The 16,944-nt window shown below is 34.0% G+C and carries 15 protein-coding genes; 10 read left to right on the plus strand and 5 right to left on the minus strand.

What is annotated here, in order from left to right:
• Positions 1-184 precede the first annotated feature (184 nt).
• The 4 genes from pepT to gdpS all read right to left on the minus strand — a co-directional run bounded on the left by pepT (position 185) and on the right by gdpS (position 4,079).
• Positions 185-1,417 carry a peptidase T gene (gene pepT, locus BTJ66_RS08800; protein WP_099090594.1) on the minus strand — a complete coding sequence of 411 codons (1,233 nt, stop codon included), beginning with the start codon at positions 1,415-1,417 and terminating at the stop codon, positions 185-187.
• A gap of 11 nt (positions 1,418-1,428) precedes the next feature.
• Complete coding sequence (locus BTJ66_RS08805; RefSeq protein ID WP_099090595.1) at positions 1,429-1,929, minus strand: threonine/serine exporter family protein; 501 nt, start codon at positions 1,927-1,929, stop codon at positions 1,429-1,431.
• Between the two features lie 15 nt (positions 1,930-1,944).
• Positions 1,945-2,706, minus strand: a complete 762-nt coding sequence (locus BTJ66_RS08810; protein WP_099090596.1) for a threonine/serine exporter family protein — start codon at positions 2,704-2,706, stop codon at positions 1,945-1,947.
• A 302-nt stretch (positions 2,707-3,008) separates the two neighbouring features.
• Entirely contained in the window at positions 3,009-4,079 is a 1,071-nt protein-coding gene (gene gdpS / locus BTJ66_RS08815; RefSeq protein ID WP_099090597.1) for a GGDEF domain-containing protein GdpS, read from the minus strand.
• 399 nt (positions 4,080-4,478) lie between these two features.
• Between gdpS and BTJ66_RS08820 the strand changes: the two genes are divergently transcribed.
• Positions 4,479-5,534 (plus strand): glycosyltransferase family 4 protein, encoded by a 1,056-nt coding sequence (locus tag BTJ66_RS08820; protein ID WP_099090598.1) that lies wholly within the window; start codon positions 4,479-4,481, stop codon positions 5,532-5,534.
• 110 nt (positions 5,535-5,644) lie between these two features.
• Here the strand turns inward: BTJ66_RS08820 and BTJ66_RS08825 are convergent, their stop codons facing one another.
• A complete protein-coding gene (locus BTJ66_RS08825) occupies positions 5,645-6,286 on the minus strand; it encodes a YigZ family protein (RefSeq protein WP_099090599.1) in 642 nt (213 codons plus the stop codon).
• A 165-nt stretch (positions 6,287-6,451) separates the two neighbouring features.
• On the opposite strand from BTJ66_RS08825, the gene fakB1 reads away from it, so the two are divergent.
• The 9 genes from fakB1 (at position 6,452) to BTJ66_RS08870 (ending at position 16,641) form a co-directional block, all read left to right on the plus strand.
• Complete coding sequence (gene fakB1, locus BTJ66_RS08830; protein ID WP_099090600.1) at positions 6,452-7,315, plus strand: fatty acid kinase binding subunit FakB1; 864 nt, start codon at positions 6,452-6,454, stop codon at positions 7,313-7,315.
• 274 nt (positions 7,316-7,589) lie between these two features.
• A complete protein-coding gene (locus BTJ66_RS08835; protein WP_238597618.1) occupies positions 7,590-8,672 on the plus strand; it encodes a helicase-related protein in 1,083 nt (360 codons plus the stop codon).
• Positions 8,665-9,336, plus strand: coding sequence for a ComF family protein (locus BTJ66_RS08840; protein WP_099090601.1), 672 nt, complete (start codon positions 8,665-8,667; stop codon positions 9,334-9,336). Before BTJ66_RS08835 ends, BTJ66_RS08840 begins: the two co-directional genes overlap by 8 nt.
• A gap of 66 nt (positions 9,337-9,402) precedes the next feature.
• The gene (gene hpf, locus BTJ66_RS08845; protein WP_099090602.1) at positions 9,403-9,969 is read left to right on the plus strand and encodes a ribosome hibernation-promoting factor, HPF/YfiA family; all 567 of its coding nucleotides are present in this window, start codon (positions 9,403-9,405) and stop codon (positions 9,967-9,969) included.
• Positions 9,970-10,264: 295 nt separating this feature from the next.
• On the plus strand, positions 10,265-12,796 hold the full coding sequence (gene secA, locus BTJ66_RS08850; RefSeq protein ID WP_099090603.1) for a preprotein translocase subunit SecA: 2,532 nt from the start codon (positions 10,265-10,267) through the stop codon (positions 12,794-12,796).
• A gap of 211 nt (positions 12,797-13,007) precedes the next feature.
• Positions 13,008-14,124 (plus strand): peptide chain release factor 2 gene (gene prfB / locus BTJ66_RS08855; RefSeq protein WP_099090604.1). Its coding sequence is split into 2 segments (ribosomal slippage): positions 13,008-13,079 and positions 13,081-14,124, totalling 1,116 coding nucleotides; the frame shifts between segments, so codons are not numbered across the junction.
• A gap of 369 nt (positions 14,125-14,493) precedes the next feature.
• A complete protein-coding gene (locus tag BTJ66_RS08860; RefSeq protein ID WP_099090605.1) occupies positions 14,494-15,450 on the plus strand; it encodes a CHAP domain-containing protein in 957 nt (318 codons plus the stop codon).
• A 313-nt stretch (positions 15,451-15,763) separates the two neighbouring features.
• On the plus strand, positions 15,764-16,405 hold the full coding sequence (locus BTJ66_RS08865; RefSeq protein ID WP_099090606.1) for a YfbR-like 5'-deoxynucleotidase: 642 nt from the start codon (positions 15,764-15,766) through the stop codon (positions 16,403-16,405).
• A 5-nt stretch (positions 16,406-16,410) separates the two neighbouring features.
• Positions 16,411-16,641 (plus strand): CsbA family protein, encoded by a 231-nt coding sequence (locus BTJ66_RS08870; RefSeq protein ID WP_099090607.1) that lies wholly within the window; start codon positions 16,411-16,413, stop codon positions 16,639-16,641.
• Positions 16,642-16,944 lie beyond the last annotated feature (303 nt).

Here is a 16,944-nt window from a genome sequence, read left to right on the forward strand (position 1 = left end):
GCAATGTGGTTAGTAAAAGCTCCGGTAATGGTCTGAAAGACCACTACTTTTTGAAAAATAACTATATAAATAAAAATAAACAAACCTTACGCATTAATTTGCGAAAGGTTTGTCAACGTTCTGAAGCGGCTTGTGATTACGTATCACAAGCCGCTTTTTAATGGAGCATATGTTTCAAACTAAATTAATCCTCGTAAGTATTTACAACTTCTTCTACAATGCCGACAATAACTTGGATTGCTTTTTCCATAACATCAATAGATGCATATTCAAATGGACCGTGGAAATTATCGCAACCAGTAAAAATATTTGGTGTTGGTAATCCCATATATGAAAGTTGTGAACCATCTGTACCACCTCGAATAGGGGCAGTATTTGCAGGGATATCTAGTTTTTCAAAAACGCGTTTCGGAATATCAATGACGTGTGGGTTTGGTTCGATTTTCTCACCCATATTGTAGTATTGATCATGGATTTCTACTTCAATAGGATCGTCTTCAAAATGTGTGTTAATGTCATTTTTTATTTCAACAAGACGTTTTTTGCGTAAGTCAAATTCGTTTTTATCATGATCACGAATGATGTATTGTAAGGTTGTTTTTTCAACATCGCCATTTATTTTCATTAAATGATAAAAACCTTCGTAACCTTCTGTTCTTTCAGGAACTTCATTTTGTGGCAATAAGGCATTAAACTGTTGTCCTAATAAGATAGCATTAATCATAGCATCTTTTGCTGACCCTGGATGAACATTAACGCCGTGACATGTCACAATGGCTTCTGCAGCATTGAAGCTTTCATACTGTAGTTCACCATACGCACTACCGTCCATCGTGTACGCGAAGTCAGCATTGAAACGTTCAACATCAAATTCATGTGGGCCTCTTCCAATTTCTTCATCTGGTGTAAAGGCTACACGAACTTTACCATGTTTGATTTCAGGATGTGAAGTTAAGTATTTTAACGCCTCCATAATCTCAACAACTCCGGCTTTATCATCAGCACCTAACAATGATGTTCCATCTGTAATCATCAAGGTATGACCTTCGACATTTTTCATGGCAGGAAATACATCTTGGCTCAATGTGCGGTTGGTATGACCTAGTTGAATAGGCGTGCCATCGTATTGTTCAACGATTTGCGGGTTTACATTTGTAGCGTTGAAATCTGGTGACGTATCCACATGTGCTAAAAATCCGATAGTAGGCAAATCGATAGCTACATTACTTTCTAAAGTAGCAAATAGATACCCTTGTTCATCGATATCGGTTTCTAATCCCAAGTCAGTTAATTCATCATTTAATAAATTTAACAAGTCCCATTGTTTCTCTGTTGAAGGCGTTGTTGTAGATTCTGGATCAGATTGTGTATCGATTGTGACATATCTTGTTAGTCGTTCAATTATATCTTGTTTCATTAAAACACCCCTTAAGCTCTATTATTCATATTATAAGATTTTTTATATGTTTTACCATTCATTCTACCATAATGCTGTTTAATTCGCGTATAGATATAATATATGATTTCTGCACATAAGATACCAAACGCAATTGCTCCGGAGATTAAAGTGACCTCTAAAAAGGTGTTAACGGCATGTGTATATTGGTTACTTACAAGAAAGCGTGTTGCTTCATAAGCTAAGCCACCTGGAACTAGGGGGATAATACCTGGAACAATAAAGATGATGACGGGACGTTTATAACGTCTACTCATAATATGACTCATAATTGCTAGAATAAAGCTACCTAGAAATGAAGCTAGCACTTTACCTAAGTCAGCATCGAAGGATAATTTATAAATAATCCATCCCATTGCGCCAACGAACCCACAAGCTAAAAGGAGGCGTCTAGGTGCATTAAAAAGAATAGAAAATAACATTGATGCAAAAAAGCTAATGATAAACTGTAAAAAATAATAGACAATGCCCATATCAACACTCCTTTTCTAAAAGATTAATAAGACGATAGCAACGCCGGCACCAATTGCGAATGAGGTGAGGGCCGCTTCAACACCGCGTGACATACCAGCGATTAATTCTCCAGCCATTAAATCACGGATGGCATTTGTAATCAATATACCGGGTACTAAGGGCATGACACCAGCAATGGTTATAATATCTTGATTATGAGCCCATCCAATTTTAGTGAAAAAGGCGGCTATAGCAATGACAACAGCGGCACTGATAAATTCCGAAAAGAATTTAATTTGTATGTAGCGTTGGACATAGCTGAATGTTAAAAATGCCCCAGCACCAGCGATAATAGCAAAAACAAAATCATTAATGACGCCTCCAAACATGAATAAGAAGAAGCCACAGGCAATAGCAGCTGCAACAAAATTCGTGATAGATGAATATTGCAAAGAAGCATGATGTAAATGTATAAGTTCAGATTTTGCTTGATCAATATCTAATTGGTTGCTAGATATTTTACGAGATAAGCTATTAGTTAATGCAATTTTTTCTAAATCTGTTGTACGCTCACGAATTCGGATGAGCCGTGTATTAGTGCGGTTATTTAGTGAAAAAATAATTGCTGTTGATGTTACAAAGCTATATGTATCATCTAAACCATAACTTGCAGCGATTCTTGTCATTGTATCTTCTACACGATATGTTTCAGCACCGCTTTCAAGTAAAATCCTGCCTGCAATTAGTACGACATCAATGACCTTATCTTCGTCAATAATCGTAATTGAATCTGACATAGCTTTGCACCTCCTAAATTGTATATAGAACAACTGAAAGTTTACATTGTCGAATGAAAACTTTCAATAGCGTGACTGACGTTGTTAATATACCAATATATATTGTAACAAATTCATTTTCATTTCAATAATGATTCAGCGCATTAGTTTAAATTTTATGAAGCATAGCTAAGTAAATCATGATGAGCGATGCATCAATGTAATCAATGATGTAATAACAATAGGTAAAAAATAAAACTACCAACAAATTTTACATCACTTGTTGGTAGTCACTTTACATCTCTGGACCTATCGTTTAATCGCTATAATTTAACAATGGGGTTAAACATAACTTGATTACGTCCTTCATTCTTAGCCATATGTAGCATATCATCTGCAATCTTAAATACTTTACGTTGAGATTTGTAATCTTCTGTTGTCAGATAACCCACACCAATAGATACAGATAATTTAATCACTTCTTTATTAGGTAAGTGGAACGTTGATTGTTCGACACCACCACGAATACTTTCACTTAATTTGACGCATTGATCTAAAGTATAATCATACAAAACAATAGAAAATTCTTCACCGCCATTACGATAAATACTAAATTGTTGTGGTACATAGTTTTTTAGCAATTGAGCAACTTGTCTCAATACAGCGTCGCCAGACTTATGTGAATACGTATCGTTTACATCTTTGAACCCATCGATATCGATAAGTAATAATCCTAGACTTTGATTATTTTCTTCAGAAATGCGCGCCGTTTCATTTAAATGTCTATCGAATTCTTTGACGTTACCTAATCCAGTTAAATAATCAACTTTATCTTCATTCTCATAGCGATTGACTAACGAGAAGAAATGCCATATATCAACAAACGTAATGGACGACGTTATTGTTAATACAAATGAGATAGGGATTAAAAATAATACCTCTGTAATTTCGTAATATGGACTAATTAATGATAAAATTGCAAAAATAACTAATGTAATCGTATTAAGTATTTGTAGCGAAATAATATCACTTTGTTTTAAGAAGGGTCCGATAGCACCAATGATGCCTGCAATTACAATGAATATCATAGCAGTAATGATGGTGTAATCCCCAATCAGAACATTTACTAAGCCTACGATGAAGGCGGATAATATAGTGTAAAACATGTTCGTATATCTACCTAAAAATAAAATAGGCACGAAGGATAAATAGAGTGTATACTCATTTAATATAGGTACGGGGTACGCAGATAGTAAGAGTGCTACTATCGTCATTAAAACAGTGACATATTCTTTTGAAAATACCATAATTTTATTTTCTGAGTACTGTAGTCGATGGAATAAATAAATACCAGCTACGGTAACAGAAATATTATAGATAATAGCTTCAAACATTTTTTATTTACACTCCTTTAAATAAGCACTTAGTTATTGTAAGTGAAAACTTACAATTTGTCATCATAAGGTGAATAGAAATTTCTAACATTCACTTAATATTCATGTTAGAATTATTTTTTAGTGAGCATATGAGACATTCACTGAGATAAATTAAATAATATCCGGTTATATAACTCATTTATTATCGCACTTCTAGTTGTATAAGTAAAAGCCTATAGGGTATTATTAAGTTATGTAAAAATCGTCAACTGTGTATATGACTTTATGATTACTAGGAAATATTAAAGTAGTTTTCTATTTAAAACACAAATATTTATGAGTTAATGAATTAAATATTTTCAACATAAGACTTTGAAATTTAAAATAATTAAGAACCATATTAATGAAGGTGAACTGATGTATACATTATTATTAATCATTTTTTCAATGATAGTCAGTTTAATACTTACACCAATAGTTATAAAAGTTTCGCATAAATTAGGGATTGTAGATCAACCGAATTTTAGGAAGGTACATACTAAGCCGATTTCAGTACTTGGTGGAACTGTGATACTCTTGTCATTTTTAGTTGGAATTTGGCTAGGACATCCTATAGAAACTGAGGTCAAGCCTCTCGTTATTGGATCTGTATTAATCTACTTGGTCGGTCTCATAGATGATATCTATGATTTGAAACCAATTATGAAATTATTAGGCCAAGTCATTGCGGCGTTAGTCGTTGTTTACTATGGTGTGACGATTGATTTTATTTCACTGCCAATTGGTCCAACGATACATTTCGGTATATTTGGTATTCCAATTACAGTGATTTGGATCGTTGCCATTACGAATGCGATAAATTTAATCGATGGGTTAGATGGTCTAGCATCTGGTGTGTCTATGATTGCATTGATGACAATTGGCTTTATAGCAATATTACAAGCAAATATATTTATTATGATGATTTGTAGTGTTTTAATCGGAGCACTACTCGGATTTTTATTCTTCAATTTCCATCCAGCAAAAATCTTTTTAGGCGATAGTGGTGCACTATTAGTAGGATTTATTGTAGGATTTCTATCATTGCTTGGGTTTAAAAATATTACATTTGTATCATTATTCTTCCCAATCGTTATCCTAGCTGTACCATTTATTGATACACTATTTGCGATGATTCGTCGAGTGAAGAAAGGTCAGCATATTATGCAAGCCGATAAATCTCATTTACATCACAAATTTTTAGAATTAGGATATTCACATCGACAAACGGTTATGTTGATTTATTCCATAGCGATACTCTTTAGTCTTTCCAGTATTATTTTATATTTATCGCAACCGTGGGGCGTGCTCATGATGTTAATTCTGATTTTAATTACAATTGAGTTAATTGTTGAATTTACAGGATTAATCGATGATGATTATAGACCATTGTTAAAATTAATAGAAAATAAAGAGCACAATAAAGATGAATAATAATGCGATGAAATTTGAAACCGACAATTCAGTCATAGCTGGATTGTCGGTTTTTTAGTCATTGAGTTGCTTACCTCAAAATGAAATAGGGACAGAGTTTGTTCTGTTGTTTACTCCGTTACAATATCAAAAGGCAATCGCATCATTGCGTATTCCTTCAAATCATAACTCCCAGACGTTGTCCTATTTAAAAATGCAATAAAATCATCATAATCAGACGCGACGACATCTATTTGATAACGTACTTTGTCTGTGTAACTTTGTGTGTTTAATAAATAGGGCGTACGTTCAAGTTCGTATTCAAATTTTCCTGTTAAGTCATAGTTAATCGTTACATATGTAGGTATAGCTGATCTTAGTTCTACACGGCCGATATCATAGATAACATCTCTAACAGCACCACTATAAGCGCGAATAAGACCGCCTCCACCTAATTTAATACCACCAAAATAACGTGTAACAACGACACAAGCATTGTGAATTTCTAATTTTTTTAAAATATCTAACATGGGTACGCCAGCAGTACCGCTTGGTTCTCCGTCATCATTGGCTTTTTGTATATTCATTTGGTCACCGATTGTGTATGCAGAGCAATGATGGGTTGCTTCACGGTGTTGTGTCTTCACTTGATTAATAAAAGCTTTGGCCTCGTCTTCCGATTTAACAGGTTTAATATGTGCAATAAAGCGAGATTTACTTATGACATTTTCGATTGAATGTTCTGCTTTAATCGTTACAATTGCGTCTTCCATGTGTAACCCTCCAATTAGCTAGTGGTGTAATTTCTAATTTAACTTTGTTTAAATTATTATCTAGTATTATACACTGTATTGAAATGTAGAATAAATGTTAAAATAAATTTTCTTTTCGCTAAAAATAAGGTAATATGGTTGTGAGTATAATTGAGGAGGATTATGATGAAGATTGCTGTCTTGACAGATTCAACGAGTTATCTATCTCAAACGTTAATTGACAAATATAATATAAAAATTGCACCACTCAGCGTAACATTTGATAGTGGTGAGAATTATGTTGAGAATGCATCCATATCTACAGATGAATTTTATGAACGTATGAAGACATCTGCGACAATTCCAACTACGAGCCAGCCCGCAATCGGAGATTTTCTAGAAAACTTTGAGCAATTACGTGAAGAAGGATACACAGATGTGATTTGTGTATTCTTGTCCTCTGGAATCAGTGGTTGTTATCAAACTGCGACACAAGCTGGGGAAATGGTGACAGGCATTGATGTGCATACTTTTGACTCTAAGTTAGCTGCAATGGTCGAAGGTGGTTATGTCCTTAAAGCAATAGAAATGATAGAAGAAGGTTTTAAGCCAAAGGAAATCATTGAAACACTACATTCAATCCGAGAAGTTACGGGTGCAGTATTAATGGTAGACGATTTGAAAAATCTACAAAAAAGTGGTCGCATAACAGGTGCGCAAGCATGGATTGGAACGTTGTTGAAGATGAAACCAGTACTGAAATTCGACAATGGTAAAATCGTTCCAGACGAAAAAGTGAGAACGAAAAAAAGAGCTTTACGCAAAATGATAGAAAAAGTGATACATGAGGTGGAAGACTTTGACGAAGTTACACTTTTTGTAATTGAAGGTGATATTCCAGAAGATTCAGATTGGATTCAGCAAGAATTAGAAGAACATTATCCTCAATACAAACTTTATCGCTCTAGCTTTGGACCTGTAATTGCCGCACATTTAGGGTCTGGTGGTATTGGTTTAGGTTATATCGGAAGCACTATTCGTACAGATTAAGTGATAAATAAAATGGAGACATGTCATGCCGTATTAGGTATGGCATGTTTTTTTGGAGGTAAGACAAATAAAATATTACGGGCGACTTATTTCAGATAAAACGCTAGTGACTAATGAAATCATCGACAAAATCTCAACAGGTGTTATAAAAAAGGATGGTGTTTGGAATTGTTTGCAATGTCATACGAAACAGTCACACCATTTTTATAAATATAATTCACCATTTTTAAATAAAGAGATAGTATATTGTAGACATTGTATTAATTTAGGAAGAATGGATAATATAAATCTTATCTTTTTCGTTAAATCAAAAAATGTTATTTCCCAGGGAATATATCACTTGGACTTTCAACTTTCTGAACAACAGGCATTTGCATCTTCAATAATTGTACAAGCTATCAAAGCCTATGAATGCAAAATACTCTATGCAGTTACTGGTGCTGGTAAAACAGAAATGGTTTTTGAAGGTATTCAATATGCGCGTAGTCATGGTTATAACATTGCCATTGTATCCCCTAGAGTAGATGTAGTGATTGAAATAAGTATAAGAATTAAAAAAGCCTTTTCTTTTGAACAGATAGATGTACTTTATCAGGGACAAATGCAACGCTTTGATGGGCATTTTGTCATTGCAACAGTGCATCAGTTATATCGCTTCAAGAGACATTTCGATTTGATTATTGTGGATGAAGTAGATGCATTTCCATTAACAATGGATTTATCGTTACAAGCAGCAGTGAAGCATGCTTCAAAAGTTAGACACGCTCATATATTTATGACTGCTACACCGCCCCGTCATTTATTAAAGACAATGAATGAATCAGATATCATCACTTTACCCGCTAGGTTTCATAGGCACCCATTACCTGTGCCTCGTTTTAAATATTTCAAATTAAAGCAACATAAACAACAATATACGCTGTTAAACATTTTAAATAGACAAATCGAGGCTGGACGATATACCCTTGTATTTTTCGATAATATCGATTTGATGAAAGCAGTGTATCTAAACTACAAAAAAGAAATAAATGCATTAACATATGTACATAGTGAAGATGCACTAAGATTTGAAAAAATAAATGATTTAAGAAAAGGAACGTATTCAGTTGTTTTCACCACAACGATTTTAGAACGCGGATTTACGATGTCCAACTTAGATGTCATTGTATGTAATAGTCAACTTTTTAATATGAGTGCATTGATACAAATGGCTGGTAGAGTTGGGCGAATGAAATCTGATCCAACGGGACTTGTATTATTTTTACATGAAGGTATAACCTTGAATATGCTCAAAGCTCGGAAGCATATTTTAAAAATGAACCGTTTAGCAATTGAAAAGCGGTGGATTGATGGCTAGATGTATACAATGCGATCATAATATTATAGAAACATTCAATGCACTTAATTTTTATAAAAAATCGTTGAAAATTTGTGAGAATTGCTTACAACAATGGGAAGAAAACAAAATAACTACAGATGGACGTTGTCCAAGATGTTTAAAATTACTTGAACAAGATGAACATGATTGTTTAGATTGTGCTTTCTTAGCTACTAAATTTCAATTAATGAATCAATTATATTGTCAATATCAATATAAAGGTGTTGTGAAACAGCTTATCCACCAATATAAGTTTTTGAAGGATGTTGCAATTTGTGAAATTCTGGCAGATCGTCTTAGGTTACCCACTGAGCAGTATGATTTAATCATCCCTGTACCGTCACCTTTAGAAAGAGACATTAATCGCACCTTCAATCCAGTTGTTTGCGTGTTAGATAAAAAGAAAGTACCATACCTGTCCATTTTACAAACGCATGTAAGACCTAAACAATCCTTATTAGGCAAACTACACAGAGCGCGATTAGATAATCCATTCGAAATTTCTAAAAACATTAACTTGGAAGATAAAAACATTTTGCTTGTTGATGACATTTACACTACAGGCTTAACGGTTCATCACGCGATTGACACATTATATGTGAGAAAAATCAGAAAATTCGATGTGTTTACGTTTGCACGGTAGGTCAAACGTGGTATGATACTAGTAAGCAATATTACCAATATAGCGGTTTTAAAGGAGTCGATTATTATGATCAGATTTGAAATTCACGGAGAGAACCTCACTATTACTGATGCGATTCGCAACTATATTGAGGAGAAAATTGGTAAATTAGAACGTTATTTTAACGATGTGCCTAATGCAACAGCACATGTAAAAGTTAAAACGTACCAAAATTCAGCGACTAAAATCGAAGTAACTATTCCATTGAAAAATGTTACATTACGAGCTGAAGAACGTAACGATGATTTGTATGCAGGTATTGATTTAATAAACAATAAACTTGAAAGACAAGTTAGAAAATACAAAACACGTGTAAATCGTAGAAATAGAAATCGTGGTGAGCAAGAAGCATTTGCATCACTACCAGAAGAAAAAGAAGCAATCGAAATTCAAAATGATGACACGGACAATGAAATTGAAATCATTCGTGCGAAGAACTTCAGTTTAAAACCAATGGATTCCGAAGAGGCAGTGCTTCAAATGGATCTGTTAGGACATGATTTCTTTATCTTCACAGACAGAGAAACAGATGGTACAAGCATCGTATATAAACGAAAAGATGGGAAATATGGTTTGATAGAAACAACTGAATAATACTTTTAATTAAAGTAGTTTCTGTATTGTAGCGTTCACGATTATGTTAAATCGTGGACGCTCATTTTTTGCTATGTTACTATGAAATAATTTGAAAGTGATGTAGGTATTTGTGTATATTTTTATTGAACAAGATGATAATCAAACGTTTTAATATAAATAGAAATGTAAATAAGCATGAAGGATAATTTCAATCGAAGTATTTTAAATAAGTCAATAAGTGTAAATTTAAGCTTATAAATGATATCATAAGTTGTTGTAAGCGAAGAGTTATAAAGCTAAAGGAGCGAACAGAATGGGTTTTTTATCAAAAATTGCAGATGGCAATAAAAAAGAAATAAAACGCCTTGGTAAATTAGCCGACAAGGTCCTAGCACTTGAAGAGGATATGTCGATATTAACAGATGAAGAAATTAAAGCGAAAACAAACGCTTTCCAAGAAAAATTACAAGCTGAAGAAGATATAAAAAAACAAAACAAAATATTGGATGATATTTTACCAGAAGCGTTTGCACTGGTAAGAGAAGGATCAAAACGTGTATTTAATATGATTCCATATAAAGTTCAAGTTATGGGTGGTATCGCAATTCATGGTGGCGATATTTCTGAAATGAGAACTGGTGAAGGTAAAACATTAACAGCGACAATGCCAGTATATTTGAACGCGTTAACTGGTCGCGGCGTACACGTGATAACAGTGAATGAATACTTATCAAGTGTACAAAGTCAAGAAATGGCTGAACTATATGAATTCTTAGGTCTGTCAGTGGGATTAAATTTAAATAGTAAAACAACTAGCGAGAAACGTGAAGCGTATGCCTGCGATATTACGTATTGTACAAATAATGAATTAGGTTTCGATTACTTACGTGATAACATGGTGAATTATGCAGAAGAACGTGTTATGAGACCATTAAATTTTGCGATTATTGATGAGGTCGATTCAATCTTAATTGATGAAGCACGTACACCATTGATAATTTCTGGAGAAGCAGAAAAATCTACTTCACTTTATACACAAGCAAATGTTTTTGCAAAAATGCTAAAAGGTGAAGATGATTATAATTATGATGAAAAAACAAAAGCAGTACAATTAACAGAACAAGGCATAGACAAAGCTGAACGAATGTTTAAAATCGATAATTTATACGATGTAAACAACGTGGATGTTATTAGCCATATTAATACAGCACTACGTGCACACGTTACATTGCAAAGAGATGTTGATTATATGGTTAATAACGGTGAAGTGCTTATCGTTGACCAATTTACAGGTCGTACAATGCCAGGACGTCGTTTCTCTGAAGGATTGCACCAAGCAATTGAAGCTAAAGAAGGTGTGAAAATTCAAAACGAATCCAAAACAATGGCCTCAATCACATTCCAGAACTATTTCAGAATGTATAATAAATTATCTGGTATGACAGGTACAGCCAAGACCGAAGAGGAAGAATTTAGAAACATCTATAATATGACGGTGACACAAATACCTACCAATAAACCGATACAACGTCTTGATAAACCAGATTTAATTTATATTAGTCAAAAAGGTAAATTTGACGCTGTTGTCCAAGAAGTGATTGAAAAGCATAAGGCGGGTCAACCAGTACTTTTAGGTACAGTTGCAGTGGAAACCAGTGAATATATTTCGAATTTATTGAAGAAAAATGGTGTGCGCCATGACGTGTTAAATGCTAAAAATCATGAACGTGAAGCAGATATTGTTGCAGGTGCTGGTCAACGTGGTGCTGTTACGATTGCTACAAATATGGCCGGCCGTGGTACCGACATCAAACTAGATGAAGGCGTTGAAGCACTCGGCGGTTTAGCAGTCATTGGTACAGAACGTCACGAATCACGTCGTATTGATGATCAATTACGTGGTCGTTCTGGACGTCAAGGTGATAAAGGGGATAGTCGTTTCTACTTATCACTTCAAGATGAACTTATGGTCCGTTTTGGGTCAGAACGTTTGCAAAATATGATGAACCGTTTAGGAATGGATGATTCGACACCAATTGAATCTAAGATGGTTTCACGCGCGGTTGAATCTGCACAAAAACGCGTTGAAGGCAATAACTTTGATGCGCGTAAACGCGTGCTTGAATATGATGATGTGTTACGTAAGCAACGTGAAATTATTTATGGTGAACGTAATAGCATTATTGATAGTGATGAAAGCGGTAGTTTAGTTAATGATATGCTACGTTCAACACTTGAGCGCAGTGTTGACTACTATATTAATGAAGAAGCGGATGATCCAGACTACGAACCATTTATAAATTATGTGGACGATGTCTTCTTGAATGAAGGCGACATTAACGTTGAAGATATTAAAGGGAAAGACAAAGAGGATATCTTCGAATTTGTTTGGAATAAAGTTGAAATAGCATTAAAAGATCAAAAAGAAAAAATAGGAACTCAATTTGATGAATTTGAACGTATGATTTTATTGCGTTCTATAGATACACATTGGACAGACCATATTGATACGATGGACCAATTAAGACAAGGTATACATTTACGTTCTTATGGTCAACAAAATCCATTACGAGATTATCAAAATGAAGGCCATCAACTTTTCGATACGATGATGCAAAATATTGAAGAAGACGTAAGTAAATATATCTTGAAATCTGTTATTTCAGTTGAAGATGATGTTGAAAGAGATAAAACGACAGACTTTGGTAAAGCAGAGCATGTTTCAGCTGAAGATGGCAAAGAAAAAGCAAAAGCAGAACCATATGTTAAAGATGAACATATTGGTAGAAATGATTCTTGCCCATGCGGTAGTGGAAAAAAATATAAAAACTGTCACGGCTCATAGTGCTACGTGATAGTCAATAAGCCGGGAGTTTCGATGAGTCATCATGAACTTCCGGTTTTATTTTAATTTGTAACTGAAGCGTACATTACTTTAAATCAGATAAAGTTGTAATTAATACGCAATTTTCTGTAGAATAGAGTTATTACTTAATAATAAATGAAATGCGGCATACTTTAATATTTCATTCAAACAATCATAGGAGAGATGCATGATGGAATTGTCAGAAATAAAGCGTAATATAGATACGTATAACGGGAAGTTAGAACAACTTAGGGGGTCTCTTTGACTTAGAAGAAAAAGAGACGAATATACAAGAGTATGAAGAAATGATGACAGACCCATCATTTTGGGATGATCAAGAAAAAGCGCAAGACATCATTGATAAAAATAATGTATTGAAATCAGTAGTGAATGCTTATAGCGCATTAGCCTCTAAACTTGAAGATATGGATACGACTAGAACCTTGTTACTCGATGAAGACGATGAAGATATGAAACAAGATTTAGAGCAAAGTGTTCAAGCATTTAAAAATGAATTAGACCAGTTCGAACTACAATTATTACTTGATGGGCCGTATGATGCTAACAATGCAATCATAGAATTACATCCAGGCGCTGGCGGAACAGAGTCGCAAGATTGGACAAATATGCTTTTAAGAATGTACCAGCGTTATTGTGAACAGAAAGGATTTAACATAGAAATTGCCGATTATTTGCCTGGCGATGAGGCCGGTGTTAAAAGTGTTACGCTTATCGTTAAAGGACATAACGCCTATGGTTATTTAAAAGCCGAAAAAGGTGTACATCGACTCGTGCGTATTTCACCTTTTGATTCTTCAGGCAGAAGACATACATCATTTGCTTCGTGTGATGTCATACCACAATTCAATAATACAGAAATCGAAATTGATATTAATCCAGATGATATAACGGTAGACACCTTTAGAGCATCTGGTGCTGGTGGTCAGCATATCAATAAAACTGAATCGGCGATAAGAATTACACATCATCCAACCGGTATAGTGGTAAATAATCAAAACGAACGTTCCCAAATCAAAAACAGAGAAGCAGCAATGAAAACGTTAAAATCTAAGTTATATCAATTAAAAATTGAAGAGCAAGAACAAGAAATGGCAGAAATTCGCGGTGAACAAAAAGAAATAGGCTGGGGTAGTCAAATTAGGTCTTATGTGTTTCACCCTTATGCAATGGTAAAAGATCACCGTACAAATGAAGAAACTGCTAAAGTAGATGCTGTTATGGATGGAGATATAGGCTCATTTATTGAAGCTTATTTACGTAGACAAATGGATCGAAGTGACAACTAATGAAATAGCATTGAATCAATAAACAAACTATATATAGAAAATGTATTTGAATATGAGGTGCTGGACCATGAAATCTTCTGAGCAAGTTGAGATTTCTATCTGGCACCTTTTGTTTATCTTGCTCATAATAAATACTAAAAAGTATGTAAAATGCATTATAAAATATTACGCGTCATTTTTTAAAGTAGATTTTAACTGATGACAAACATTATTATATCAGTTGTTTCAACGGTTTAGTCACCACATAAAACCTAGGTGTGAAAGGCTAAGTTGACTGTTATATTACAAAACGATAACAATAGAAAATGCTTGTTTTCATTATGCTATAGTATGCTTGATAAATTTAATATAGTAAAGGATGGAAACACAATGAAGAAAGGTTTAACATTTTCTATAACTTCGGCAGCATTGTTTTTTGGTTTAAATCAAAGTGCTTCAGCGGACCAAATACACACAGTAAAAGAAGATGCTAAATTAACAGATATAGCACAGGCATTTGCGACGACAACTACAGAAATACAAAATCTCAATCACTTACAGCAAAGTGATGAAGTTCCCAATGGTAAAGCACTTGTATTACCAGATTCTGATATTGTAGAAGTTAAAGTAGGAGATACAGTGAAAGGGATTGCTGAACAACATCAATTGTCAGTAACTCAACTGTATCAATTAAATCCGAATTTAGGTGAAGTAATCTATCCAGGACAATTAATCGCCGTATCAGAAAAAGGCTCTGCTCATCTTAACAACCAATTACATCGTATTTTCAATAGTCAAGAAGAAGTGCAAACTACGCAACAATCCGAAGTGAATGATGCGCATACAAGTCAAGTGAGAGAAACGGGTGATTTGGAACATGCTCGCACATCAGCTAAGGTAACACCAAGCACAGTACAAACTTGGCAACAAGTTGATAGACAATCTTCGAATGTACAACAAGTCTCAACTTCTAGCGAAAGTGTTTCAGATAAGCAATCGTATCGTCCCGTTACGCATGCATCAAATGGAAGTAACTATTATGACTGGGGTCAATGCACATATTATGCTTTTGACCGTAGACAACAATTAGGTAAATCAGTAGGTAACCTATGGGGAAATGCGAATAACTGGGCTTCTGCAGCACAACAAAATGGCTATCAAGTTAACCATTCTCCTGAAGTGGGCGCTATATTCCAAAGTACTGCGGGTAGTTATGGCCATGTCGGTGTTGTTGAACGTAAAAATGCGGACGGTTCAATTGTCGTATCTGAAATGAATTGGCAAGGTGTAGGTCAAAAATCTTATAGAACAATACATAATACAGGTCAATATAATTATATTCACTAAAGTAAATGAATATGGCTGGTAGAAATGAATTAGCATTTATTTTAAATACAAACGCACGCAAATAATGATTACCATTATAAGAGTCCGGACATCAATCATTGTCTCGGGCTCTTAATTGTTTTGACGATATCAGACTTAAGTGAGCAGTAGTATTTACCGTTGTTACACTTGTTTTAATCTAAATTAAAATTTTATGATGTGTATTAAAGTAAACGATGTTTGACTTTCAATGATATTGATAAGACATTTTAGGAGTTGAGTGATATTATAAAATCAAGTATAATCATTGGTTAATAAATTAGGAGGCGATGTCATGGGTGTACATCAGTATTTTAAACGTTTATCTGATTTGGAAAAATTAATTAGATTGCCAGGTAAATTTAAATATTTTGAGCATAACGTCGCTGCCCATTCATTCAAAGTGACAAAAATCGCTCAATATTTAGGTACAGTTGAGGAATATCATGGTAATGAAGTAGATTGGAAAAGTCTGTATGAGAAAGCATTAAATCATGATTTCGCCGAAATTTTTACGGGCGATATTAAAACCCCAGTTAAATATGCTAGCGGTGAATTAAAAAAATTATTTTCTCAAGTTGAGGAAGAGATGGTAGATCACTTTATAAATGAGGAGATTCCAGAACCGTATCAGGCTATTTATCGTGAGCGATTACAAGAAGGAAAAGATGATTCTTTAGAAGGTCAATTATTGTCCGTTGCCGATAAAATTGATTTATTGTATGAAACTTTCGGAGAAATACAAAAACGTAATCCAGAACAACTATTTTTTGAAATTTATGAAATGTCATTAGAAACCATTATGCAATTTGATCACCTTAGCTCAGTACAGGATTTTATCGACAATATTATCCCGGAAATGTTAACAGAAAAATTCATTCCAAGATCAGAATTGCGTGAAACAACAATGGCAATTTTGAATAATAGGAATGGGTGAAGTCTATGATTTGGTATATACTTGCCGCCTTTTTCCCATGTGTCTTAGTTGTATTATTTAGTGTACTGACAAGAAGTAAATGGGTAGGCACAATTTTGACATTGATACTTATAGGGGCATCCGTTGAAAAGGGTTTTTTCCATAGTGAATGGATTATATTTATAGATGTGGTCTCATTGTTAGCAGGGTACCTAATCATCGACCAATTAGAGTTGCATAAACAGGAAGATGACTGAATAATAAGTATTGAGCAACCTAATTGCTATAATTAAATAAGAGATTTATAATTATATAACTTCAAAAATTATAGAAGGATTTATGATAAAAATCAAAATTAATGCAAACATGGTGACATACTATGTTTGTTTTTTCTTTATATAAAATCAGTATTTTTGCTACGAACAAATGTTTGCTTTTCTGTTTATAAATCTGTTACTATATATAACGAGTATAAGAACCTTAAACAAAATAACCAATGCATGACTGACAAGTGACAAATGATAAACATGCACATTAAACAGTGGGTTCGAAGTGAGAGA

This window comes from Staphylococcus edaphicus (genome assembly GCF_002614725.1).
Lineage (GTDB): Bacteria > Bacillota > Bacilli > Staphylococcales > Staphylococcaceae > Staphylococcus > Staphylococcus edaphicus.